This is a genomic window from Amycolatopsis pittospori (assembly GCF_013870525.1).
GTDB classification, from domain to species: Bacteria; Actinomycetota; Actinomycetes; order Mycobacteriales; family Pseudonocardiaceae; genus Amycolatopsis; species Amycolatopsis pittospori.
In genome coordinates, this window is sequence record NZ_JACBXD010000083.1 from 1 (window position 1) to 23352 (window position 23352).

Below are 23352 nucleotides of genomic sequence, written 5' to 3' on the forward strand. Positions count from 1 at the left end.
CAGGCAGCCGGCGCCGAGCAGGATCGTGCCCGCCGCGGCCAGGCCGTGCACGCCGATCTTCGGGATCAGCGCCTGCCCGCCGTACGCGCCGACGACCGCCATCACCGGCAGCACCGCGGTCGCGACACCGAACAGCAGCGGCGAATAGCCGAGTACTTCCTGGGCATAGCGCGAAATCAGGAACGAGACCGCGAAGGCCCCCATCGCGGCGGTGAGCATCACCAGGTTGCCGCCGGTCAGCATGCGCGACGAGAAGATCCGCAGCGGGATCAGCGGAGCCCCGCGCCGGGAGACGTCGCGGCTTTCGTCGAGCAGCGCCGGCGTCGCCACCAGCAGGACGAGCGCGACCGGGACGTTCAGGAAGAACACCCACTCCCAGCCGAAAGCCCGCGTCAGCGTGCCGCCGATGAGCAGCGCGGCCGTCGCGCCGAAACCACCGACGCCCGACCACGCGGCCAGCGCCTTGGTGCGCTCGCCGTCGTCGGTGAACGTCGTCATCACCAGCGAAAGCGCGCTCGGCGCCATCAACGCGGCCGAAATTCCCTGCAGGACGCGCGCGGCGATCAGGACGTCGTCACTCCACGCGAATCCGCACAGCAGTGAGGAAAGCAGGAACAACGCCGTGCCTGCCGAGAAGGTCCGGCGGCGGCCGAGCAGGTCCGCGGCGCGGCCGCCCGGCAGGAGCAGGAGGCCGAAGCTCAGCAGGTACGCGCTGAGCACCCAGTGCGTTCCGCCGCCGGCGAACCCGAGATCCCGTTCGATCGACGGCACCGCGAGCACGACGATCTGCGAGTCCAGGATGACCATGAAGTTGGCCGTGCAGAGCAGGGCCAGCGCTCGCCATCGGCGCGGGTCGGGGTGCATGCGTGCCTCCGTCCTTCGGGGGTGGTTCACCACCCCGACGAACGGCCGCGGAGGAAACAGACAGGTCCGGCGAAAAGTTTTCGAACCGGTTGTCACCCGGGCAGGACCGGCGCTTTCCGGGCGCGACCGGCACAATCGGGGGAGGACAACGGCGAGGAGACGACGGTGGGCATCGGAAAACCCGTGAAGCAGGTGCTGATCCTGATCGCGGGCGTCATTCTCCTGCTGGTCGGCATCGCTTTGCTCGTACTGCCCGGCCCGGGGCTGCTGCTCGTGCTCGCCGGCCTGCTGGTGCTGGCATCGGAGTTCCCGGCGGTGGAGAAGTACGTCGATCCGATCCGGGACAGGGCGATGAAGGCGGCCGAAGACAGTGTTTCGTCGCCGCTGCGCATCGCCGGTTCGGTGCTGGCCGGGCTGGGCCTGCTGGCCGCCGGGGTGATCTGGGGTCTCGTGCCCGGGCTGCCGCTCGCCGGCTGGAGCACCGGTTCGAGCCTGATCCTGTCCGGGCTCATCCTGTTCGCGCTGCTGATCTGGAGCTACAAGCGGGTGCAGGCCAGGCGGGCCGCGAACGCCGAATAACAGCCGGGTGGTCTGGTACCGTGCGGCGCGTGGCCCCCGACTTCCAGCGCGCCCGGCGGCCGGAACAGGTGGAGGCCAGGCGCACGGCGATCCTCGGGACGGCGCGCGATCTGCTGGCCGAGCGGCCGGTCTCCCAGATCAGCCTGCGGGAGCTGAGCGACCGCGTCGGCCTGGCGAAGTCGAACGTCCTCCGGTACTTCGACAGCCGCGAGGCGATCTTCCTCGAAGTCCTCGACTCGATCTGGGTCGCGTGGCTCGACGGACTCGAAGCCGACCTGGGCGGACCTGGTGACGCGAAGCTCGGTTACGAACGCGAAGTGCGCGTCGCGACCGTCATCGCGAAGTCGATCTCGCAGCAGCGTCTGCTGTGCGAGCTGATCAGCACGATGGCCGCCGTACTCGAACGCAACATCTCCGTGGAGACCGCGCGGACGTTCAAGACCCGGGCCGCCGAGCGGACCGAACGGCTCGCGAACCTCGTCCGCGCCCAGGTCCCCTTGGACGCCGAAGCGGCCGGGCACTTCGCGAAGGCCGTCTTCATCCTCGTCGCGGGGCTATGGCCCTACGCGAACCCGGGCGAGGCCGTGGCGACGGTCCTGGCCGAACGAGGTGCGCCCGCCGGCCGCGAGATGTTCGTCGACGGATTGACCGAAGGCCTGGCGAACCAGCTGGTCGGCCTCGCTGTTCGTGCAGGTCAGAGCCCCAGGCGATAGCAAAGGTCCCTTGCTCCCTTCCCGGCCGGGCCAAGGCGCGTGACCATGCATAAGGTGAGTCAGCGGACCCACCGGTACAAGGAGCGATCATGAGCCCAGGCGGCACCCTCACTCTCGGCGATCTCACGGTGAGCCGGATGGGCTACGGCGCCATGCGGCTGTCCGGCCCCGGCATCTGGGGACCGCCCAGCGACCGCGATGCCGCGATCGCCGTCCTCCGCGAGGCGGTCGAGCTGGGCGTGACCCATATCGACACCAGCGACTTCTACGGCCCGCACACGGTCAACGAGCTGATCCGCGAGGCGCTCCACCCGTACGCGGAGAACCTGCACATCGTCACCAAGGTCGGCGCGAAGCGGACTCCGGACAAGGGCTGGCCTTCGGCGCTTTCGCGCGAGGAACTGACCTCCGCGGTCCACGACAATCTGCGCAACCTCGGTGTCGACGTGCTCGACGTCGTCAACCTGCGGCTCGCCGGCGAGCACGGCGTCTTCCCGATCCCGGTCTCGATCACCGAGCCGTTCGAGGTCCTCGCCGAACTGCAGGAGCAGGGCCTGATCCGGCACCTCGGCCTGAGCCACGTGTCGGCCGAGCAGGTCAAGGAAGCCCGTTCGATCGCGCCGGTCGTCTGCGTGCAGAACGAGTACAACGTCGCGAACCGGGTCAACGACAACCTTCTCGACGCCCTCGCGACCATCGGCGTCCCGTTCGTGCCGTACTTCCCGCTCGGCGGTTTCACCCCGCTGCAGTCGGGTGTGCTCGACGACTGCGCCCGCCGCGTCGACGCGACGCCGATGCAGGTCGCTCTCGCGTGGCTGCTGCAGCGGTCGCCGAACATCCTGCTGATCCCGGGGACGTCGTCGGTGCCGCATCTGCACGAGAACATCGCGGCCGCGGACCTCGAACTGCCGAAGGACGTCATCGCGGATCTCGACGCCCTCGCCTAGAAGTACGTGAAGCCCGCTTTCGGGGGTGGCCGGCCGGCCGCGTGGCGGGTGTTACGAAAGGCACTTTCGCAACGTTGAAGGTTGCGAAAGTGCCTTTCGCAACACCGGAGCGCCGTGGGTCCCGTACTTTCAGAGGACATCCCGGCGCCGCAGCAGCCAGCCGCCGAGGCCGGCGAACGCCACCAGGTAGCCGGCCACCACCAGCGTCGCCTGAGAGACGCCGACGAGCTCGCCGATTCCCGGCGCGGCCTCGGAAGCACCGAGCGACGCGGCCAGCGAACCGGCGTTGGCGCCGGGCAGGGCCAGCTGGAGTGTGTTCACCCAGTCCAGCAGTGGGGCGGCGACCCCGAACAGCAGGTTCTGGATCACCAGCAGCCACACCAGGCCGAGCCCGATCGGCAGCGCCACCCCGCGCATCGCGATCGCCAGCGCCGCCCCCAGCACCGTCCAGGTCATCGCGATCAACCAGCCCGCGCCGATCCCGGTGAGCAAGGAACCGGCCGAGGGCCAGTTCATCGGCTCGCCCTCCGACGAGGCGATGAGGGCGCTCGTGATCGCGCCGGTCGCGAAACTCGCCACCACGACGGCCAGCGCCGCCACGGCGAGCGCGAACAACTTTCCACTGTAGACGGTCATCCGCGAAGGACCCTGCGTCAGCACGGTCTTCCACGTGCTCCAGCCGTACTCGGTGCCGACGGCCAGTACCCCGATCACGAGCATGATCGCGCCGAGGAACACCGGCAGCCCGCCGATCGAGTTGCCGACCAGGTTGCCCGGCATCGTCGTGGCCAGCCCGCGATCGGTACCCGGCGCCCCGCTCGACGCGCCCGTCGCTCCCGCGAGCGGGAGCAGGTAGGTGAACGTCAGCCCGAGCGCGACCGCGATCCCCAGCATGAACCAGTTCGCCGGACGCCGGACGAGTTTCGCCAGCTCGGCGGTGCAGCTACCCCACATGACCTGCCACCTCTCCGGTGAGCTCGAAGAAAACCTGCTCCAGATCCCGTTCGCGCACGTGCAGTTCGCGCACCGCGATCCCTTCCGTGACGAGTTCGCGGTTCAGCCACGACGCGCGATCCGGCTCCACGGTCAGATCGAGTCCGGTCCCGCTCGTCCGCACGTTCTCCGCGCCGATCCAGCGCTCCGCGAGTTCGGCGGCACGCGTGATCTCGTCCGCTTCGATGTGCAGCACACTGCCGCCCCGGAGTTCGGCCACCGTGTTCTCCGCGATCAGCCGTCCGCGCGAGACGACGCCGACGCGATCGCAGATCTGCTGGACCTCGCCCAGCATGTGGCTCGAAAGCAGCACGGTGCAGCCCTCCGCGCCCAGCCGCCGGATCAGCACGCGCATGTCGGCCATTCCCGCCGGGTCGAGCCCGTTGGTCGGCTCGTCGAGGATCAGCAGCCGCGGATCCTTCAGCAGCGCCGCCGCGACACCCAGCCGCTGCTTCATGCCGAGTGAGTACGTCGAGTACCGGTCCTTGCCGCGATCGGCGAGGTCGACCATCGCGAGTACCTCGCCGACCCGCAGCGGATCCGTTCCGCTGTAGCGGGCCAGCACCTTCAGATTGTCCGAACCGGACAGATACGGGTAGAAGCCGGGCGATTCGATCAGCGCGCCGACGCCGTCGAGGTCGCCGGGCGGCCTGCCGAACAGCCGCACGCTGCCCGACGTCGGCCGGACCAGGCCCAGCAGCATCCGCAACGTCGTCGTCTTGCCGGCGCCGTTCGGGCCGAGGAAACCGTAGATCTCGCCCGGCAGCACGGTCAGGTTCATCCGGTCGACGGCGAGCTGTTCGCCGTACCGTTTCGTGAGCTCGTCTGTGTCCACGGGAATGTTCATGGTGACGAATGGTGTCCGTCCGGAGGACGCGGCACATCCGTTCGGGAGCGGCTTCGCGCGTACGTCACCGGACGTAGGCGATGGCCGGAATCCTGTGACATCTGTCGAAAACACCGGTACCGGACGCCGAGGTGGTGATCTTAGGCTCGACAGCGTGTCGAAAGTCCTCCTGATCCTTCATGTGCTCGCCGCCGTCATCGCGATCGGCCCGGTCACCGTCGCGGCGAGTATGTTCCCGGCCGCCGCGCGGAAGGCGTTCGCCGAACCGGGTTCCGGCCTCTCGGTGCTGCGCGCGCTGAACCGGATCTGCCGGGTGTACGCCATCATCGGTCTCGCGGTGCCGTTCTTCGGGCTGGCGACGGCGGGCAGCATGAAGGTCTTCGGCGACGTATGGGTTCTCGTGTCGATCGTGCTCACCGCGGCGGCCGGCGGTGTGCTGGCCCTGCTGGTGCTGCCCGGGCAGAACGCGATCCTCGCCGCGCTGGACGCCGAGCCGCCGTCGGAACCGCTGACGGCCGGGAAGGTGGCGATGTACACCGGGATGTTCAATCTTCTCTGGGCCGTGGTGACGGTGCTGATGATCGTGCGTCCCGGATCGACCACCGGCGCCTGAGTAAGCCCGTAACACGCGCGAAGGACTCCTTCCCTCGGCTGTGGTTTTGAATGATCAGCCGAGAGAAGGAGTCCTTCACGCGCTTCGTGCTTACCTGGTCAACAGCTGATTGAAGAACGACCGGTAGCGGCGCAACGCGATCCGGAGGTCCTCGGTGGCCGGCTCACCCTGGCTCCACGCGGCTTCCAGGTCCTTCTTGTGGTCCGCGAAGGTCGCGGCGAGGTTCTGGATCACCACGGCGACCAGCTCGTCGGCCTCCCTGACCGCCCGTTGCGGATCGTCCACGAAGGCCGTCTGGATGCCCTTCCAGTTGTCCTGGAACCGCTCGATGTCGTTGTCCTCGAAGAGGGTGTGCTCGACGTCCTCGGTGGTCTCGGCCGTCGCCTCGGTGGTGGGCTCGGGTTCGGCGGCCACCAGATCCTCGGTGCTCAGCGTATGCCCGCCGTTGGTCTCGACACCGCCGGAGCGGGTTCCGTCGAGACCGTCAGTGGTCCGTTCCTCGTCGAGCCGATCCGTCGTTCCCGCGACGCGTTCCGTTGTCCGCGGTTCCGTTCCCTCGGTTCCCAGAGGCCTGTTTTCCATGACTTTCCGCTCCTTCGTCACCGTCGGTCAGCAGATCTTCGAACACCACGCGGTAATGCTTCATCGCTTCTCGCATGTCCTCTGTGGACATTTCAGATTCCCGATGGTGCTCCAGCGTTTCGTGTCCGGCGCGGTAGTGCCGCAACGCGTTCGCGTGCCGGACGGACAGATCCGCGAGCTGCTGGTCATACCCTTCGGTCGGGTAGCCGCGCTCGGCCATCAGGGAGACCAGAACCCGGTCCGCCTCCACGACGGCGCCGGACGGACGGTCGACGAACTGCTCCTGGATCAGCGACCATTCCTGCGCGTATCGGTCCTTTGTGGTCGCCGACAACGGCCGGATGTCGAGATCCGAGTGGCGTTTCACGCGCGATGCCAGGTCGCGTTCCGCTTCTCGCGGACTCTCGTGTTCCTTGACGGCCCGGTCGTACTCGGGCCCGAACCTCTCGCGTAATCGCCGCTTGCGCTGTTCGGTGATGACGAACCAAGCGGCCGCTCCCACCACCAGGATCGCGACGATGACGATGATGATGACCAACCACGTGGGCATCGATATCTCCTCCGGATGTCTGTCGGTCAACCCCCGACAGGCCGTGGGTTCCCCGGCCTTTCCGGCCGGAAACCCTTGTGTCACAAGTATTTTTGGATCTTAGGCCGGATGGCGCAGTGGGATCGTCGCGGCCGCGGCGCGCTTTCGGTGCCGGTTTCGCCGTTGTGCGGGGAAAACCCGGTCGATCATCGTCCGACTGCTGTCGTCGCCGACACGACAGGCGACGCGAAGCCGATTGGGCCGTTCGGACCAGGTCGTGAGGTCCGCTAACGATGCGTCCCCCTTATGGGTGCACGAGATGACTCAGTGTAGGTAAAAGCTCCCGATCACTGCTCCGTTGTGGCACTATTGCCCCATTCGCGGGAAGAGGGCCCGCGAGTGGAGGGGGCCTGGAGTGTTTTGGCCTCCTGGCACGACAAAGGATCATCAGGGGAGGAGATCGCTCAATGTCGACGCCTACGGACATCAAGGATCCCATCGGCGAGGAAGACCCGGTCGACCCGGTCGAACCGCAGCCTGACCTGGGAGAACACCAGCACAGCCCGGATTGTGAACACAACCGGAATCACCTTTTCGATTGTGCCGGCGGCTGCATCCAGACGCCGCCGCCGACGTCCTGATCGCCTGTGCTGAAATGACCCGATCCGCCCGTCGAGGTATTCCTCGATGGGCGGACGGCATTTCGGCTACGGACTGTGCTGTCATAGATCAGTGCCTGTAACAGAACTCGGGGTGGCCGATGTCATCCGTAAAGCGCGCGCCCTTCAGCGGGCGGGTGTCGAGGCCGTCTGCTCGGCGCGGCCGCGTGAGGGTTTGAAGCTGCTCCACCGGGGTATGGCGGTGCTGGACTCCGTGGATCCGGGTGCCGAAGGCGTTCGAGCGGAGTGGCTCGCGGCCCGGATACGGCTCACGAATTCGCTTGTCGCGCTCGGCACGGAAACCGGCGGTGAGGTCACCGCCGGGCTGGCCGAGTTGGACGAAGTCCGGTTGCTTCTCGGTGAAGTGGGCGATCCGAGACTGCGTGCCGAGCTGAGTGGCGCCATCGACCACAACTACGGCCTTCTTCTCATGGCGGTAGGCCGGAACGAGGACGGTGTCGCCTATTTCGACGCTTCGATCGAGCACAAGGAGTTCGCTCTCGCTTCGGTGCCGGATCCGGTTCCTCTCCTCGATCCGTATCTGGGCACGATGATCACACGCGGGCTCGCGTATACGCGACTGGGAGATGTTCGGAAAGCGCGCGTCGACCTGTCTCATGCGATGGATATCGCCGAGAAGTACGAACTTCGGCTCCAGGCGGCCGATGTCCGGCGCCCGCTCGGTTCGCTCGAACTGCGCGTCGGCGACGTGCCCGCGGCCCTTCGGCTCTACGAGGAGAGCGAGCGGATCTATCGGGCCCTCGATGTCGAGGTTCACCCGCTTCTGCGCCTGGACCAAGCGCAAGCGTTGCTCGCGGCCGGGTTGGCGGACGAGGCGGGCAGGCATCTCGACGAGGTGCTGGAGGTGATGCACGAGCAGACCAGCACTACCCGAGAGCTGGGGTATGCGGAGCTGTATCGGGCTTCCGCGGCACTGATGAGCGACGATCTCGAACTGGCCCGCGGCTACGCGGCTTCGGCGCGGCGCAGGATGTTGCGCTGGGGTTGTCAGACCTGTGTCGCCAACGCGACCATCATCGGACTCCGCGCGGATGTACGGGATGCCTTGCGCGCCAACGAAATCCCGCCGACCTTGACCGCACGGGCCCTGCGGGCGGCGAACGGGATGCCGATGCCGCGCCTGGCCGATCAGGCCGCGCTGGCGCGCATGTTGGCGATCCGGGTGGAGCTCAGGAAGGGAAACCGTAAGCGGGCAGGCGAGTTGCTGGCGCGGATTCCGCGGCCGGGCAGGCTCACGACGGTCGATTACCGGATGTTGCGACGGCTCTGCCGCGCGGAACTCGCGGTCGCGGAGGGGGACAAGAGCAAGGCGCTGGCCGAGATCCGGGCCGGGCTCACCGAACTCGACCGGGTCCGTGACCGGATGGGCGGGCTCGAACTGGTGTCCGGGACGGCGTTGCACGGCCGGGAGCTGGCCGACCTGGCCGTCAAGATCGTGCTCGAACGTGCGGACGCGGCGCGGTTGTTCGGCTGGACGGAGCGGACTCGCGCGCAGAGTTACCGGTACGAACCGGTCGCGGCGACCGACCCGGACCTCGCCGAGCGGGTCGGCGAGGTCCGGGGTCTCGATCAGGCGATCCATCAGGCGCAGCACGACGGCCATCCGACCGCGGCCTTGCGCGCCAAACATGCCGAGCGGTTGCGTGAGGCGCACCGGCTCGGGTGGCACACCGGGCGGTGGGGGCGGCCGAGGCCGGTCGCGGGGCTCGCCGAGGTCGGCGGCGAACTGGGCGAACGCGCGTTGGTGAGTTTCGCGTCGTCCGGTGACGAGCTGGTCGCGGTGGTCGTCGCCGGCGGGCGGAGTGAACTGGTCCGGCTCGGTTCGGCGGCGCGGGCGGCCGAGTCCGCGCGCATGTTGAACATCGACCTCGACGCCCTCGCCCCGGACAGGTTGCCGGTACCACTGGTCCAGTCGGTGCTCGCCTCGGCGCGGAAACAGTCCGAACGGCTGGACGCCCAGCTGATCCGGCCGCTGGACGAGCTGATCGGCGAGCGGAGCCTGGTCGTCGTGCCGACCGGTTCGCTGTACGCCGTCCCGTGGGGAGTGCTGCCCGCGTTGCGTTCGCGCCCGGTCGTCGTCGCGCCGTCCGCCACGGCGTGGCTGGGTGCGGAGCGGTCGAGGATGCCCCGGGCGCGGAAGGTCGTCCTCGTTCGCGGGCCCGGACTCGTCGGGAGCCGAGGTGAGCTGGACAAACTCGCCACGCACTACCGGACCGCGCGCGCCTTGACCGGGCAGGCGGCGACGGTGAAGTCCGTTCTGGCGGCGTTGGACGGCGCGAAGCTCGCGCACATCGCCGCACATGGCGCCCACGAACCCGAGAACGCCTTGTTCTCCAGGCTGGAACTGGCCGACGGAGCGCTCTTCGCGCACGAGATGGCCGGTCTCGCGCAGCCGCCGTCGCAGGTGGTTTTCGCGGCGTGCGAATTGGCGTTGAACCGGATCCGGCCCGGCGACGAGGTGCTCGGTTTCGCCAGCGCGCTGCTCGCGAGCGGCTCTCGGACGGTGATCGCGCCGTTGAGCCGAGTCGGTGACGAGGCGGCCGCGGCCGCGATGGACGACTACCACCGCGGACTGGCCGAAGGCGCCGGACCGGCGACTGCGCTGGCGAAGACCATCGCGGTTGATCCGTTCCGGCGACCGTTCGTCTGTTTGGGTGCGGGCTGATCGCCGGTCTTGACAGGCCCTGTTCGATCTTCACCGGCGCAAGTGCCCGGTTGGTTACTCTTGACCGAGTCGTCTGAACCAATTATGGTCTAGACCACATTCGCCAGCTCGGCGCTCCGGCGGATGTTGGTCCCAACCGTCATTGGTTTTCGCTCGCTGTGGCCCAGGAACCTCGAGTTCGCGGACGGTTCTGCCACCGGGTCAGCGGTGGGTGTCGAAAGGGGTAGGCATGAGCTTCAAGAGAAGGCTTCTGACCCTGGCGGCAGGTGCGGCAACGGTGCCGGCTGTTCTGGTCGCGATCCCGGCGGGAACCGCCAGCGCGCACGGCTACGTTTCCTCACCTGCCAGCAGGCAGGCGCAATGTGCTCAGAACACCGTTTCCTGCGGTGACATCAAATGGGAACCGCAAAGCGTAGAGGGCCCCAAGGGGCTCATGAGCTGTAACGGCGGCGTCGGCCGTTTCGCGGATCTCAACAACGACAGCAAGGGCTGGACGGTCCACAACCTCGGCCGGACCACCACGTTCCGGTGGACGATCACGGCTCGCCACCGCACCAGCACGTGGGAGTACTTCGTCGACGGCGCCAAGGTCGCCACGGTCAACGACAACGGTGCGCAGCCGGGCGCCACGGTCACGCACAGTGTGAACCTGCAGCAGAGCGGGCGGCACAAGATCCTCGCCCGCTGGAACGTCTACGACACGGCGAACGCGTTCTACGCCTGCATCGACGCCAACATCAGCTAGGTGTCGGGCTCGTGAGTGGTAATGACGGTCGGAACCGTCATTACCACTCACGAGGCTTTACGCTCACCCCATGAGCGATGACGAGCGCGACGGGGTCAAGCTGAGCAACCTCGACCAGCCGTTGTTCGAGGACGCCACCAAACGCGACCTCGTCGATTACCTGGACGCCGTCGCCGGCCGCATCCTCCCGGTCCTGGAGGGCCGGCCGCTGTCCGTGATCCGCATCCTGCGCGGCCAAGGGCCGTTCATGCAGAAGAACCTGCCCAAATACACGCCCGAATGGGTCAAGCGGCACGGGATGTGGGCGGAGACCTCCAAGCGGGAAGTGTCGTACGCGCTCTGCGACGACCGCCGCACCCTCATGTGGTTCGCGAACCAGCGCGCCGTCGAGTACCACCCGACGTTGATGCGCGCGGGGGAGACCACCGGCCCGACCCATCTCGTCCTGGACCTCGACCCGCCCGCCGGCGACGATTTCGCGCATGTCGTGAAAGCCGCTGGCCTGGTGCGACAGGCTCTGTCGGACTCCGGGCTCGCCGGGGCGGTGAAGACCAGTGGTTCCAAGGGTGTGCACATCTTCGTCCCGTTGGTACCGGGTCAGGCGTTCGACGACGTCGCGGCCGCGACCCGCGCGCTCGCCGCCCGGGCCGAACAGGTCGATCCGTCGGTCGCCACGACCGCGTACATCGTCGAGGACCGCGAGGGGAAGGTGTACCTCGATTCGACGCGTGCAGGCGGCGGAACGGTCGCGTCGGCCTACAGTCCGCGATTGCGGCCCGGGTTGCCGGTGTCGTTCCCGGTTTCCTGGAATGATCTCGAAAACGTCGTCCCCGCCGATTTCACCGTTCACACCGCGCCCGCTCTCTTGGGGGACAAGGATCCGTGGGCGGAAATGATGCCCGAACCGCAGTCGCTGCCCTCGGACCTCGTGGAACAGGGGCATACGATCCCGATCGCGCGGGTCGCGGCGATGCACGAAGGTAAACGCCGCGCGAGGGCGCGCGCCCAGCACGAATGAACGCGCACCACACCAAAGCTTTTTGTGTACCTTGGACCACGAGGGGTGGCGGAGGTACTGGGGGCTTTCGTGGGGAAGAACGATGCTGACGTGCTCATCCTGGGTGCGGGTCCGGCCGGGCTGGTACTGGGAAACCTGTTGCGGGCGGCCGGAATCGACTGCCTGATCCTGGAGAGACGGAGCCGGGAACATATCGAAAACCGTGCCAGGGCAGGGTTTCTGGCGGCGAACAGTGTCCGCTTGCTCGCCGAGAACGGGCTCGCCGAAGGCTTGCTGCGCAGCGGGTTCGAGCATGACACCTGCGCCTTTCGTAGTGATAGGGCGGAATTCGAGCTCGATTACCGCGAACTCGGTCGCGGTGAAGTGCATACCGTTTACCCGCAACAGTTCCTGGTCAGGGACCTGATCGCGGAGTTCCTGTCGCGTGGCGGCGAAATCAGGTTCGGTGCCGAGGTCTCTTCGGTGTCGGGAACGGACGCGACCGTCATCGCCGACGATCTTCTTTTGCGTGCCGACCACGTCGCCGGCTGCGACGGCAGGCACGGTGTGTCGCGGAGGTCCGTGCCGGCCCGGGTCTTCCAGCGTGACCACGGAATCTCCTGGCTCGCGATCCTCGCCGAGGCGCCGCCCAGTATGTCCGCCGTCGGGTACGCGATCCACGAACGCGGGTTCGCCGGACATATGGCCAGGACTTCGACGGTGACGCGCTACTACCTGGAGGTCCCGCGTGGCGAGGATCCCGCCAACTGGACGGACGAACGCGTCTGGGCCGAATTGCACCTGCGGATGCGCGCCGAACAGTACGGCTCCCTGAAACAGGGCGCGATCATCGAGCGCCGGATCGTGGACTTGGGTTCGCATGTGATGGACACGATCCAGCGCGGGAACCTGTTCCTCGCGGGCGACGCGGCCAGTCTGATCAGCCCGGCCGCGGCGAAGGGCGCGAATCTCGCGTTGCTGGAGGCCGAAATCCTCGCCGGTGCGCTGATCGCCGCCTACGAGGAAAAGGACCGGTCACTACTCGATCGGTACTCCGCGGAATGTCTGCCGCGCATCTGGCATGCGCAAGAGTTCTCCCTCTGGATGATCGATCTGTTGCACGGCCCCACCGGACACGACGACGAGGCGGTCTTCCAGCGGGCGTTACGGGACGCGCGGCTCGAAAGCCTGCGGGCCTCCCGTGCTCATCAGGACTTCTTCGCCGAGAACTACGTGGGCATCTGATCCGTGCCGACCTGCCCGCCGCCCGGCGGCGTTTCGGCCGGTGAGGCGCTTTCTCGCGACTTGAATGAACCGGTGAATCATCACGTCCGTATCACGGAGCAGAGGTCTCTACGTTCCGGGCCTCTGCCCGGTTACGGCGGATGGAGCTCGCGTGCGACACGGAATCAACACGGCCGTCCTCAGGCAGGGGACGGCCCACAGTCCGTCGTTCTTCTCGGTTTCGAGGGCCCTGGGGAATACGACCGACCTCGCCGATTTCTGTATCCCGGCGAATCCGTATTTCCCCACCGACGAGATGTTCAAGCACCTCGAAGCCAACCTCAGAACGATCTTGAAGTTCTACCCGAGCGACGTAGCGACGATCATCGGGCGGCTGTCGAGCACGCTCGGGCTCAACCCGGCGACGGTGTCGATGGCCAACGGTTCGACCGAGCTCATCACCTGGATCGACCGGCTGCTGGTGGACACCAGCATCGCCGTGCCCGTGCCGACCTTCGGCCGCTGGACCGACCAATCGCTGGAGACCGGCAAACGCGTCGACATGTTCCTGTTGCGGGAGGCCGACAAGTTCGAACTGCGGATAGACGAGTACATCCGGTTCATCCGCTCGCGCGGATCGCGGGTCGCGGTGCTGTGCAATCCGAACAACCCCGACGGCGGGTACGTCCCGCGGCGCGAGGTGATCCGGTTCATGGACGAGCTGATCGACCTCGACCTGGTGGTGATCGACGAATCGTTCATCGAATTCGTCGAGGTGGAGAGGAAGGCGTCGGTCGCCGAGGAGGCGGCGCTGCGACCGAACGTGATCGTGTTGAAGAGCCTGGGAAAGAACTTCGGCCTGCACGGGATCCGCTTCGGTTACCAGATCGCGAATCCGGCGCTGACGAAGAAGATGTCCGCCGCGCTGCCGAAGTGGAACGTCAACTCCCTCGCCGAAGCGTTCGTGTTCATGCTCGCCGAACATCGCGCCGAGTACGAGGAAAGCCTCAAAATGCTCGCCCTGGACCGGTTCATGATGGCGTCGCAGCTTTCCCGGTTCCCCGAACTCACCGTCTTTCCTTCGCAGGCCAACTTCCTCCTGGTGAAACTGCCCGCCGGGATCGAGGGTGGCGCGTTCTGCGACCACTTGCTCTCCGAGCACCACCTGCTGGTGCGCAACTGCGGTAACAAGATCGGCCTCAGTAGCCGGTTCCTGCGGTTCGGTGTCCGGCCGGACACCGAGGTGGAACGGCTCGTCGAAGGCCTTCGCGGAGTGGAAAGGATGGCCGACGATGCCGGTACGCATCCGCTGGGCGCCATGGAACTCGTGTCCGCCCCCGAACCGACCAGGTCCTTCGGATGACCCCGAGCCCGCCCAGCCGGAATCGCTAGCCTGCGCGCACTGCGGGTGCGGACGGCCGCTCGACGGGGACGAGCCGGACGTCGCCTGAGCGGTCTCTCCCGGGTTCCTCTTCGGTGACGAAGCGCAGGGCCCCGGTGACCTCGCGGGTCACCATCTGCGCGCCGTGCCAGCCGGCCGGGACCCAGCCCGCCCGCAGTTCGCGGCGCACCTTCTCGGCTCGACGGCAGTGGCGGGCGAACGAATGCCGCCGGATGACGCGCCCGCGCGCGACCTGGCCCGCGCGGGCCTCTTCCGGCGTCACGTCCAGCCACAGCAGCCGGACCGGACGGCGGCTCAGCACGCCGAGCAGGGCGAGCAGCCCTCGCGTGCTCGCCCTGGTCGACGGCTCGTGGACGACGAGCGGGCCGTCGTCCGCGAGTGCGAAACCGACGACCCGTGCCCGGTGCCACAGATGCACGAGCGGCCGGTAGAACCGGTACGGCAGCGCGGCGGGCAGCCGCTCGCGCAACCGGCTCCGGACCTGGTCCGAATCGAGCACCGGCATCGCGCCGGTCGCCGCCCGGGACAGCAGGGTGGTCTTGCCCGCCCCGGGAATCCCCGCGACCACCAGGAGGTCGCGGCGGCCGAGCTGGAGTGCGATGCGCTCAGTCATAAGGCGTCAACGACCCGGCCGATGGCAAAGGTTCCTTTACCTTGATCCGCACAGCTCCCGTACAGGTCAGGCGTCCGCGTGCGTCGCCACGACCCCGGGAACGGTCGCGGGCTTGTCCGGCAGCAACGTCCCGCCCTTGGTGAGCCAGGCCACGCCGAACGCGAGGATCGCCACCGACTCCAGCCACAGCGCCGGGTAGAGCGACTTCGTCAGGTCGTCGAAGAACAGGCCGCAGAGCACGATCAACGCCAGGCACACCAGCATGATCACGCCCGAGGCGACGTAGAGCCGGTTCCGTTCGGGTTTGCGGGCGCCCGGGATCTCCTTGTCCGATTTGGTGAACAGCACGATGCAGAAGAACGCCAAGGTGAGGAAGAAGACCGCGGCGAAGCCGAGGTGCACCATGCCGATGATCGCGTCCGCGCGGGTGCCGTTCCCCGGTGTGGTCGGGAAGAGCGCGACCCCGACCGCGGCCACCGCCGCGATATTGCCCGCGATGTCGTCGACGCGGCCGTAACCCCGGTAGGAGAACAGGAAGACGCCGATCGCGCACATGGTGCCGACCCAGACGTCACGCATCCCCGAGTAGTAGTAACCGCTGATGGAGTTGAGCAGCCCGCCGCCGTCGACGAGCACCTTCCCGAAGACGAGCACGAAAGGCAGCCCGATGCCGAGGAAACCTATGGCGCGCCGAAGGAACAGGTAGTTGCGGACGAGGTTGTCGGACGCTGTTCTCGGGCTCATGGCCGCCTCCGTGCTCAGTGCGTTTCGCTACTGGGAAGTATCGGCGACGTGAGCACGGGTTATGACACTTCGTGACGACCTTGAGACCGTCTGTTACCAAATTGGTCAGGCGGCGTCCAGCACGACGGCGGTGACGTAGCCGCCCATCCCGATCGAGGTTTTGACGGTGAGCCCGCTTTCCGGCCGCGACGGTCCGTCCATCAGCTGCGCATGCCCTTCCGCCACCGGTTTCGGTGCCGGGATGAGGTCGCGCCGCGCCGCCAGGCAGGTCGTCACGATCTCGGTCAGCGCACTGCCCGACTGGCTGTGGCCGGTCAGCGGTTTGATCGAGAAGATCTCCGTACTGCTGGGGAACACCGCTTCGAGGATCTGGGATTCCGTGCGGTGGCACAGTTTCGTACCCGTTCCGTGTGCGTTCACGTACCGTACGTCGGCCGCCTTCGCGTTCGCGTTCTCCAGCGCGTCGGTCACCGCCTCGATCGCCGTCGTCGGATCAGGGTCGAGCGCCATCGCGTTATGCGCCTCGTGCGTCATGGCGCCGCCCAGTACCGTCGCGTACGCGTCGGTCTTCTGCCGGGTCATCACCACCGACACCGAAGCCTCGGAGAAGGTGAAACCCCTTGTGCCCTCTTGGAAAGGACGGCACGCCTCGAGTGGTGGGACGTCGGTGACCGCCACCCCGCAATGCACGAAGTGCCGCACCACCTGACGGGTCGCGGAAACGTCGGTGGTGACCACGACGACGTCGTCGGCGATCCCCCCGTCCAGCCACATCTTCGCGGTGAGCACCGCGGCGTTGCCGGTCGCGCACATCGCGGACGCGGTCATCGACGGGCCGCGGAAGCCGAACTCGGCCATCAGCGAGGTGATCGGCGTCGACGGCATCATGCCGATGAACTCGCGCCGGAACGCGAGCCGCTCGCCGAGGGCGTGGAACTTGTCCCAGGTGCGCATGTCGTCGCGGACGCCGCCGTAGATGACGCCGACCCGGCGGCCGGGTGTCCAGCCGTTCGCGCCGGCGTCCTCGATCGCCTCCCGCGCCGACGCGAGCAACGCGCGGCAGTGCAGGCTGCCGTCCCTCGGTCTGCCTCCGTCCGGTACGTGCCCGACCCAGCCGGGCAGTTCACGGGTCTCGCCGAATCCTTCGACGAGCTGGGCGCCTGGCAGGCCGCTCGTGAGGCCCTCCCAAAGCGATTCGCGCCCCCACCCATAGGCGGTTACGGCGCCGATGCCGCAGATGTCGGTTTTGCTCCGCACGTGTTTCCCTTCAACTACATTCCGTCAACGCCGGGGTGGAAAAGCCGTAGCGATCCGCTGGACGAGGAGGACGGCTACGTCGATTTAGTGATCTAATCGGAAGCTACATCAGTCACATAGGGGGTTTGGATCACATGGATCCTGACGATCTCGCCGGTGGGACTCCCGACCCCCACCGGATCTCGGATCAGGATTCCTCTCCAGCGAACGGCACCGCGGCCAGCACGGTTGGCATATCCGACCCGCCGGGCGGGGTGGCGGCCCGGCATGCGTCGCTCGTCCGGTTGCTGACCGAGTTGTCCACCGAGAGGGATCATCGCGGCGATCCCGCACTCGCGTTTCTTCGTGATGGGTACCGCCTTTTGGAGCAAAACTCCGACGGCGGCACTTTGGGTACTCAGTACCTCACGATGGTCGAAGCGAGCCCGTACGGCATCTGCGTCCATCAGCGCGGCAAAGTCGTTTTCGTGAACTCGGCCGCGATGCGGTTCGTCGGGGCGACGGTTTCGACCGAACTCGTCGGGCTGCACATCACGGACATGGTCGACACCGGCTCGCAGGACGCGCTGCTCGCACGGATCGGTTCGCTGGCCTCGCCCGGCTCGTTCAGCGATCCGACCGAGATGACGCTTCTGACCCTCGAAGGCGGCAAGGTCACTGTCGAATCGCAGGCCGTCCTCACCACCTGGGAGGGCAAACCCGCCTATCAGGTGATCATGCGCGATCTGACCACCCAGAAGGCGGCCGAAGCCGGGCTGCGGTTTCAGGCCGCGCTGGTCGGCCACGCGAGCGACGCGATCATCGCGACGTCGCCCGATGGGCTGGTGACGAGCTGGAACCCGGCGGCCGAGGCCGTCTACGGGCATGAACTCGAAGAGGTGATCGGCGTCCCGGTCGCCGAGGTCGTCGGCGCGCCGATGGACCCGCGGGAGGTCGTCGCGTCGGGCGGCGTCGTGCAGGCGACGCATTTCCGGGCCGACGGCGCCGCGCTGGCCGTGCGCGTGTCCGCTGCCGAGATGTTCGACGGCTACGTGCTGCTGTGCGCCGACGAGACCGCGCAGCGCCGGGCCGAGGCCGAATTCGCGACGGTCGTCGAAACCCTCGACGAAGGAGTGCTGGTGGTCGGCCCCGGCGGGCGGATCGAACTGGCGAACTCCGCCGCGCACCGGATCTCCGGCGTACCGGAAGGTTCCCTGGTCGGCCTGGAGAGCCGGACGTTGCGGCTGCACGACGAGCAGGGCGTCCCGGTGCCTGTCGACGATCTGCCGTCGGCGCGCGTGCGGCGTTCCGGGAAGGTCGAGACCGGACGGGTCGTGCAGGTGCGGCGGCGCGACGGTGCGCACCGCTGGCTTTCGCTGACCTCCGGCCCGCTGATGGCGCCCGGGCAGAGCGTCCCCTCGGTGCTGACGTCGTTCGCCGACATCACCGAACGGCGCGCGATCAGCGAGCGGCTGGCCTACGAGGCCACCCACGATCCGTTGACCCGGCTGGCGAACCGGACGCTCGCGCTCAATCACCTGCGCCTCACGAGCGCCGACCCCGCGGTCACGACGACCGTACTGTTCATCGACCTCGACAAGTTCAAGATCATCAACGACTCGCTCGGTCATACCGTCGGCGACCAGGTGCTGCGCATCATCGGCGAGCGATTGCGGGCCGCGGCCGGGCCCTCGGACCTGGTCGGACGGCTCGGCGGGGACGAGTTCCTGGTCATCACCACCGGTTATACCGAAGCCGCCGAAGTGCGGGCGCTGGCGGATCACCTGCAGCGTCATCTCGCGGAATCGCTCACCGTGCACGGGCGGGAACTGCATATCAATACGAGCATCGGAATAGTGCTCGCGGAACCCGGTGACCCCCGCACCGCCGACGAATTGCTGGAAGACGCCGATCTGGCGATGTATCAGGCGAAAACATTCGGACCCGGCCGCTACGCGTTCTATGCGCCGGTCATGCGGGAACGGGTCCAGGATCGTTTCATCCTGGAACAAGATCTGCGGAACGCCGTCGCGGAAGGCCGGATCGAGACCGTTTATCAGCCCGTCGTCGATTTGCGGACGGGCGACATGGTCGCGGTGAAGGCGAAGTCCCGCTGGGATCATCCCGTCCGGGGGCCGATCGATCCCGCGGAATTGGTCGAGATCGCCGACGACGGCGATCTCTTGACGATCATCGGTGCGGACGTCCTGGCCAAGGCCGCCGGAGAGATCTCCCGATGGCGTGCCGATCATGGTGTGCACTGTAATGTGAATGTGAGTCTTTCGGTGCGCCAATTGGGCGATCCCACGTTACTGCAAGTGGTCCAGACCACATTGGACGACGCGGGACTTGCGCCGAGCGATCTCTGTCTCGACGTCGACGAAACGGCCCTGAAAGACGCCGCGGACGCGGTCGACGCACTGCGAAAAACCGGGATCAGGGTCACCGCCGAACGGTTCGGTGCCGGGTATTCCTCGCTCGCCCAGTTGTGCCGGCTCGATCTGAACGTCATCGAAATCGACCGCTCGTTCGTCGCCGATCTCGGAATGTCCAGCGACGCCGAGCCCATCGTCGCCGGAATCATGGCGATGGCGCACGCCGTCGACCTCGTGGTGGTCGCCGAAGGGGTCGAAACCTCGCAGCAGCTGAAGGTTCTGCACGAGCTCGGCTGCGATTGGGCGAAAGGGCCACTGGTGGCGCCGCCGGGGCCGGTCGAGGATCTGAAGTCCGCGTACGAGCACGTCGTCCGGGTTTGAACCGCGGGCCGTTCGCGTACGTGCTCCCGGGTGAGAACGTTCCTCGCCGCTGACAGGACCAAAGCCTCCTACCTCTCCGGCTATTCCCGACGCAGTCTTGTCGGCGGGGGACCGGCGAAGGAGGCTCGTCATGACCTTGGTGTACCTGTGGCGCCGGATCCACCCCGGCCGGAATCCGCTCGCGCGGATCTGGGACCGGATCGAGGGGGCGATCCTCATCGGCGGCATCACGGGAGCCCTTCTCGGCGTCCCGCTGGCCGCGGCCGCCGGCTCCGAGGCCTACGCGTCCGCGATGGCGCGCTCGGCTCTCGAAACCGCCACCCGGCATTCGGAGACCGCCTTCCTTCTCGAAGACGCTCCGCCCGCACGGTTCGGCGTCGACGGGACACCCTCGACCGAGACGGTCTCGGTGCCCGCGCGCTGGACACTGCCGGACGGGACCTTCCGCGAAGACCTCGCTTCGGCCGACCTCGGCGCTTCGGCGGGCGACCCCGTGACGGTGTGGCTCGACGAATCCGACGCCGTCGTCGACCCGCCGGTGATGCCCGTCGACGCGGCCAGCACGGGCATCGGGGTCGGGGTGGGTGTCTGGCTGGCCTCCCTGGTGCTGCTGGCGGTCGGATACCTGATCGCGCGGCACCTGCTGAACCGGGCGCGGCGCGCGGCCTGGGACCGGGAGTGGGAACGGGTAGGGCAGGACTGGACACGCTCCTGAGGGGCTTGCCTCGGGGTTGGTCTTGGGGTCGGCGGAATGTCCGTGAAGGCCTCCTTGAGGGACCCTGGGTCCCTCAAGGAGGCCTTCACGGACTTCTGTCGCCGACGGTCGGGCTGGGAGTGCCCCTGACCTGCGGATAGGCGCCAAAGTGATAGCAAAGGTCCCTTGCTCCCCGCGTGCCGGGTTGTTCCTGTACCTACTAGTATGTACGGTGACGACGTGGACAAGAGGGAACAGCTCATCGAGAGCACTCGCGAGCTTCTGTGGGAGCGCGGGTACGTCGGCACCAGCCCGAAGGCGATCCAGGAGCGCTCCGGCGCCGGTCAAGGCAGCATGTACCACCATTTCCAGGGCAAGTCCGAACTCGCGCTGGCCGCGATCGGTCGCAACGCCGACGATCTGCGGACCCGGGCGGAGGCCGAGTTCTCCGGCCCCGGCACGGTCGTCGAGCGGATCACCGTCTACCTGCGCCGCGAGCGCGACGTGCTCAAGGGCTGCCCGGTCGGCAAGCTCACCCAGGATCCCGACGTGATGGCGGACGCGGACCTGCGAAGGCCGGTCGAGGAGACCTTCGGCTGGCTCACCGGCCGGTTGGCCGAACTGCTCGACGAAGGTCGCACGGCCGGCGAGCTGGACGCCGCGCTCGACCCGGTCGCCACGGCGACCGCGCTGGTCGCGGTGCTTCAGGGCGGGTATGTCCTCGCCCGCGCCGCCGGATCCCCGGACGTGTTCGCGAAGGCCGTCGACGGCGCCCTCGGACTGCTAGCCACAAAGGAGAACTGACATGCCCTTCGTTCGCATCGACGCCGTAGGAACCGACAAGCTCGAAGCCCTTGGCAACGCCGTACACGACGCGATGGTCGAGACGCTGGGCATTCCCGCCGACGACCGCTTCCAGGTCCAGAACGGCGGAAGCACCCTGAAATACGAGGACTACCTGGGGATTCACCGGGACGAGGGGGTCGTGTTCATCGCGATCACCATGCGACCGGGGCGGACCGACGAGCAGAAGAAGGCGCTGTACCGGCGAATCGCGGAGCTCGCGGAGGAGTACTCGGGGACCGAGCCGCGGAACGTGTTCGTGACGATCAACGAGACCGCTCTGATCAACTGGTCGTTCGGTAACGGCGAAGCGCAGTACGCGTGATCAAGCCACATCGGCGGTGACGCGCCGAGCGGGACTGAAGGCGTGCTGCTCCAGCAGCCACCAGGTGTCCCGTCCGAAAGACCACGTCAGCAGGCCCAGCGCCCCGAGCGTGACGGCGTAGGCGCCCCACAGCGGCAGGATCGTCGAAGCCGCCGCGACCAGCACGATGCCCTGCACGGCCGCGACCGTCTTGCGCGCCAGGCTCGGCGGCAGCGGGTTGTTCAGCCACGGCCACAGCCGGCTCGCGGCGACGAAGACGTACCGCATCGCGCCGATCGTGAGCACCCACGGCCCCAGCGACTGCGCGACGACCACGCTCAGGATCAGGATCAGATACGCGTCGACCTCCATGTCGAAACGCGCGCCGAGCGGCGACGACGTCCCGGTGCGGCGCGCGACCTGGCCGTCGACGGCGTCCAGGGCCAGCGCGACCGAGGCGATGACGACCATCGCGGCGATCTCCTGCCCCGCGGTGTCGACGACGAGCGCGGTCACGCAGCCGACGAGCCCCGAGCGGCCGAGCGTGACGGCGTCGGCGGGGCCGAGGGAGCGCGCGGTGCTCCGGTGCAGCCCGTAGGTCAGGAATCCGCCCACGGCGATGCCGTAGGCCGCTCCGGCGAGCCAGCCCAGCGGGCCCAGTCCGACGGCGGCGTCCAGTGTCCCCAGCAGCGCCAGCTGGACCAGGACCCCCAGGAAAATTCCGGGGTTCATCACGAGGCCTCCTCGTTATGGTGACGGCGACCCTGTCTCGCGGGTCCGACATGAGAGGACACGATGGAACGCGCCTTCTGGTTCAGTGGTTCCGGTGACGGCGAGCTCAAGCCGGTCACGCTCCCTCCGGTCGGCGACGGCGAGGTGCTGGTCCGCACGCTGTGCAGCGGCGTGAGCCGGGGCACCGAGACGCTCGTCTTCCGCGGTGAGGTCCCACCGAGTCAACGTGAGGCGATGCGCGCGCCGTTCCAGGAAGGCGACTTCCCCGGTCCGGTGAAGTACGGCTACCTCAACGTCGGCGTCGTCGAACAAGGTCCGGCGGAGCTCGTCGGCCAGGTCGTCTTCTGTCTGTATCCACATCAGACCCGCTACGTCGTGCCGGCGTCGGCCGTCACGCCGGTGCCGCGCGGGGTGCCGCCGGAGCGCGCGATCCTCGCCGGGACGGTCGAGACCGCGATCAACGCCGTCTGGGACGCGGCCCCGAAACTCGGCGACCGGATCGCGGTGGTCGGCGCGGGCATGGTCGGCAGTAGCGTCGCGAAACTCCTCGCCGGGTTCCCGGCGACCCGTGTCCAGCTGATCGACGTCGACCCGGAGCGCGCGAAGATCGCCGAAGCGCTCGGTGTCGACTTCTCGACACCGGACGACGCGCTGGGCGACTGCGACCTCGTCGTGCACGCCAGCGCGAGCGAAGCCGGGTTGGCACGCTCGCTGGAACTGCTCGCGCCGGAGGGCGAAGTCATCGAGATGAGCTGGTACGGCGATCGCAGGATCAGCATCCCGCTCGGCGAGAACTTCCACTCGCGACGGTTGTCGATCCGCTGCAGCCAGGTCGGCATGGTCTCGCCGGCTCGCCGCATGAACCGAAGCTACGGAGACCGCTTGGCGCTCGCTTGGCAAATTCTGGCCGATTCCAGCTTTGACGTGCTGGTCAGCGGGGAATGCGGGTTCCACGAGCTGCCGGACGCGCTGAGGCGTCTTGCCGCGAATGAACCGGGAACGCTCTGCCTCCGTGTCACTTATCAGTTGGAGGACACGCGTTAAGGGCAC

Annotated in this window: 23 protein-coding genes; 14 read left to right on the top strand and 9 right to left on the bottom strand. The window is 67.6% G+C overall.

The window, feature by feature from the left end; all coding sequences use genetic code 11:
• The coding region (locus tag H5J31_RS32170; RefSeq protein WP_181776433.1) for an MFS transporter at positions 1-864 on the bottom strand (864 nt) is incomplete at its 3' end.
• A 165-nt stretch (positions 865-1029) separates the two neighbouring features.
• Between H5J31_RS32170 and H5J31_RS32175 the strand changes: the two genes are divergently transcribed.
• The 3 genes from H5J31_RS32175 (at position 1030) to H5J31_RS32185 (ending at position 3103) form a co-directional block, all read left to right on the top strand.
• The gene (locus tag H5J31_RS32175; RefSeq protein WP_181776434.1) at positions 1030-1443 is read left to right on the top strand and encodes a PGPGW domain-containing protein; all 414 of its coding nucleotides are present in this window, start codon (positions 1030-1032) and stop codon (positions 1441-1443) included.
• A gap of 29 nt (positions 1444-1472) precedes the next feature.
• Complete coding sequence (locus H5J31_RS32180) at positions 1473-2156, top strand: TetR/AcrR family transcriptional regulator (RefSeq protein ID WP_181776435.1); 684 nt, start codon at positions 1473-1475, stop codon at positions 2154-2156.
• Between the two features lie 89 nt (positions 2157-2245).
• Positions 2246-3103 (top strand): oxidoreductase, encoded by an 858-nt coding sequence (locus tag H5J31_RS32185; protein WP_181776436.1) that lies wholly within the window; start codon positions 2246-2248, stop codon positions 3101-3103.
• 129 nt (positions 3104-3232) lie between these two features.
• Here H5J31_RS32185 and H5J31_RS32190 read toward each other — a convergent pair whose 3' ends face one another.
• Positions 3233-4057 (bottom strand): ABC transporter permease, encoded by an 825-nt coding sequence (locus H5J31_RS32190; RefSeq protein WP_181776437.1) that lies wholly within the window; start codon positions 4055-4057, stop codon positions 3233-3235.
• The gene (locus tag H5J31_RS32195) at positions 4047-4943 is read right to left on the bottom strand and encodes an ABC transporter ATP-binding protein (RefSeq protein WP_181776438.1); all 897 of its coding nucleotides are present in this window, start codon (positions 4941-4943) and stop codon (positions 4047-4049) included. The genes H5J31_RS32190 and H5J31_RS32195 overlap by 11 nt, the downstream gene beginning before the upstream one ends.
• 154 nt (positions 4944-5097) lie before the next feature.
• Between H5J31_RS32195 and H5J31_RS32200 the strand changes: the two genes are divergently transcribed.
• Complete coding sequence (locus H5J31_RS32200) at positions 5098-5556, top strand: hypothetical protein (RefSeq protein ID WP_181776439.1); 459 nt, start codon at positions 5098-5100, stop codon at positions 5554-5556.
• A gap of 90 nt (positions 5557-5646) precedes the next feature.
• Here H5J31_RS32200 and H5J31_RS32205 read toward each other — a convergent pair whose 3' ends face one another.
• Both H5J31_RS32205 and H5J31_RS32210 read right to left on the bottom strand, forming a co-directional pair.
• Positions 5647-6138: a hypothetical protein gene (locus H5J31_RS32205; protein ID WP_181776440.1), complete on the bottom strand. Its 492-nt coding sequence runs from the start codon at positions 6136-6138 to the stop codon at positions 5647-5649.
• Positions 6041-6688, bottom strand: a complete 648-nt coding sequence (locus H5J31_RS32210) for a hypothetical protein (RefSeq protein ID WP_181776441.1) — start codon at positions 6686-6688, stop codon at positions 6041-6043. The genes H5J31_RS32205 and H5J31_RS32210 overlap by 98 nt, the downstream gene beginning before the upstream one ends.
• Before the next feature lie 834 nt (positions 6689-7522).
• On the opposite strand from H5J31_RS32210, the gene H5J31_RS32215 reads away from it, so the two are divergent.
• The 5 genes from H5J31_RS32215 (at position 7523) to H5J31_RS32235 (ending at position 14341) form a co-directional block, all read left to right on the top strand.
• Positions 7523-10012, top strand: coding sequence for a CHAT domain-containing protein (locus tag H5J31_RS32215; protein WP_236005512.1), 2490 nt, complete (start codon positions 7523-7525; stop codon positions 10010-10012).
• A gap of 229 nt (positions 10013-10241) precedes the next feature.
• Positions 10242-10757, top strand: a complete 516-nt coding sequence (locus H5J31_RS32220) for a lytic polysaccharide monooxygenase auxiliary activity family 9 protein (protein WP_181776443.1) — start codon at positions 10242-10244, stop codon at positions 10755-10757.
• A 70-nt stretch (positions 10758-10827) separates the two neighbouring features.
• On the top strand, positions 10828-11775 hold the full coding sequence (locus H5J31_RS32225; RefSeq protein WP_181776444.1) for a DNA polymerase domain-containing protein: 948 nt from the start codon (positions 10828-10830) through the stop codon (positions 11773-11775).
• A gap of 90 nt (positions 11776-11865) precedes the next feature.
• Complete coding sequence (locus H5J31_RS32230; protein WP_328701672.1) at positions 11866-12999, top strand: 4-hydroxybenzoate 3-monooxygenase; 1134 nt, start codon at positions 11866-11868, stop codon at positions 12997-12999.
• A gap of 151 nt (positions 13000-13150) precedes the next feature.
• A complete protein-coding gene (locus H5J31_RS32235) occupies positions 13151-14341 on the top strand; it encodes a pyridoxal phosphate-dependent aminotransferase (RefSeq protein ID WP_181776446.1) in 1191 nt (396 codons plus the stop codon).
• 25 nt (positions 14342-14366) lie between these two features.
• Here the strand turns inward: H5J31_RS32235 and H5J31_RS32240 are convergent, their stop codons facing one another.
• The 3 genes from H5J31_RS32240 to H5J31_RS32250 all read right to left on the bottom strand — a co-directional run bounded on the left by H5J31_RS32240 (position 14367) and on the right by H5J31_RS32250 (position 16994).
• Positions 14367-14993 carry an AAA family ATPase gene (locus tag H5J31_RS32240; protein WP_181776447.1) on the bottom strand — a complete coding sequence of 209 codons (627 nt, stop codon included), beginning with the start codon at positions 14991-14993 and terminating at the stop codon, positions 14367-14369.
• A gap of 66 nt (positions 14994-15059) precedes the next feature.
• A complete protein-coding gene (locus H5J31_RS32245) occupies positions 15060-15737 on the bottom strand; it encodes a DUF998 domain-containing protein (protein WP_181776448.1) in 678 nt (225 codons plus the stop codon).
• Positions 15738-15842: 105 nt separating this feature from the next.
• Positions 15843-16994: a beta-ketoacyl synthase N-terminal-like domain-containing protein gene (locus tag H5J31_RS32250; RefSeq protein ID WP_181776449.1), complete on the bottom strand. Its 1152-nt coding sequence runs from the start codon at positions 16992-16994 to the stop codon at positions 15843-15845.
• A 134-nt stretch (positions 16995-17128) separates the two neighbouring features.
• Between H5J31_RS32250 and H5J31_RS32255 the strand changes: the two genes are divergently transcribed.
• The 4 genes from H5J31_RS32255 (at position 17129) to H5J31_RS32270 (ending at position 21591) form a co-directional block, all read left to right on the top strand.
• Complete coding sequence (locus H5J31_RS32255; protein WP_181776450.1) at positions 17129-19729, top strand: sensor domain-containing protein; 2601 nt, start codon at positions 17129-17131, stop codon at positions 19727-19729.
• Between the two features lie 130 nt (positions 19730-19859).
• Positions 19860-20444, top strand: a complete 585-nt coding sequence (locus H5J31_RS32260) for an Rv1733c family protein (RefSeq protein ID WP_181776451.1) — start codon at positions 19860-19862, stop codon at positions 20442-20444.
• A 219-nt stretch (positions 20445-20663) separates the two neighbouring features.
• Positions 20664-21227 carry a TetR/AcrR family transcriptional regulator gene (locus tag H5J31_RS32265; protein ID WP_181776452.1) on the top strand — a complete coding sequence of 188 codons (564 nt, stop codon included), beginning with the start codon at positions 20664-20666 and terminating at the stop codon, positions 21225-21227.
• Position 21228: 1 nt separating this feature from the next.
• On the top strand, positions 21229-21591 hold the full coding sequence (locus H5J31_RS32270) for a tautomerase family protein (protein ID WP_181776453.1): 363 nt from the start codon (positions 21229-21231) through the stop codon (positions 21589-21591).
• Here H5J31_RS32270 and H5J31_RS32275 read toward each other — a convergent pair whose 3' ends face one another.
• Complete coding sequence (locus H5J31_RS32275; protein ID WP_181776454.1) at positions 21592-22305, bottom strand: CDP-alcohol phosphatidyltransferase family protein; 714 nt, start codon at positions 22303-22305, stop codon at positions 21592-21594.
• A gap of 60 nt (positions 22306-22365) precedes the next feature.
• On the opposite strand from H5J31_RS32275, the gene H5J31_RS32280 reads away from it, so the two are divergent.
• The gene (locus tag H5J31_RS32280) at positions 22366-23346 is read left to right on the top strand and encodes a zinc-dependent alcohol dehydrogenase (RefSeq protein WP_181776455.1); all 981 of its coding nucleotides are present in this window, start codon (positions 22366-22368) and stop codon (positions 23344-23346) included.
• Positions 23347-23352: the final 6 nt, after the last annotated feature.

What these genes read in the sequence shown, in the direction of transcription:
- H5J31_RS32260 (WP_181776451.1), top strand. Translation starts at nt 19,860, where the DNA reads ATGACCTTGGTGTACCTGTGGCGCCGGATCCACCCCGGCCGGAATCCG.
- H5J31_RS32205 (WP_181776440.1), bottom strand. Translation starts at nt 6,138, where the DNA reads ATGGAAAACAGGCCTCTGGGAACCGAGGGAACGGAACCGCGGACAACG.
- H5J31_RS32190 (WP_181776437.1), bottom strand. Translation starts at nt 4,057, where the DNA reads ATGTGGGGTAGCTGCACCGCCGAGCTGGCGAAACTCGTCCGGCGTCCG.
- H5J31_RS32185 (WP_181776436.1), top strand. Translation starts at nt 2,246, where the DNA reads ATGAGCCCAGGCGGCACCCTCACTCTCGGCGATCTCACGGTGAGCCGG.
- H5J31_RS32225 (WP_181776444.1), top strand. Translation starts at nt 10,828, where the DNA reads ATGAGCGATGACGAGCGCGACGGGGTCAAGCTGAGCAACCTCGACCAG.
- H5J31_RS32255 (WP_181776450.1), top strand. Translation starts at nt 17,129, where the DNA reads ATGGATCCTGACGATCTCGCCGGTGGGACTCCCGACCCCCACCGGATC.
- H5J31_RS32245 (WP_181776448.1), bottom strand. Translation starts at nt 15,737, where the DNA reads ATGAGCCCGAGAACAGCGTCCGACAACCTCGTCCGCAACTACCTGTTC.
- H5J31_RS32195 (WP_181776438.1), bottom strand. Translation starts at nt 4,943, where the DNA reads ATGAACATTCCCGTGGACACAGACGAGCTCACGAAACGGTACGGCGAA.
- H5J31_RS32220 (WP_181776443.1), top strand. Translation starts at nt 10,242, where the DNA reads ATGAGCTTCAAGAGAAGGCTTCTGACCCTGGCGGCAGGTGCGGCAACG.
- H5J31_RS32240 (WP_181776447.1), bottom strand. Translation starts at nt 14,993, where the DNA reads ATGACTGAGCGCATCGCACTCCAGCTCGGCCGCCGCGACCTCCTGGTG.
- H5J31_RS32210 (WP_181776441.1), bottom strand. Translation starts at nt 6,688, where the DNA reads ATGCCCACGTGGTTGGTCATCATCATCGTCATCGTCGCGATCCTGGTG.
- H5J31_RS32270 (WP_181776453.1), top strand. Translation starts at nt 21,229, where the DNA reads ATGCCCTTCGTTCGCATCGACGCCGTAGGAACCGACAAGCTCGAAGCC.
- H5J31_RS32280 (WP_181776455.1), top strand. Translation starts at nt 22,366, where the DNA reads ATGGAACGCGCCTTCTGGTTCAGTGGTTCCGGTGACGGCGAGCTCAAG.
- H5J31_RS32215 (WP_236005512.1), top strand. Translation starts at nt 7,523, where the DNA reads ATGGCGGTGCTGGACTCCGTGGATCCGGGTGCCGAAGGCGTTCGAGCG.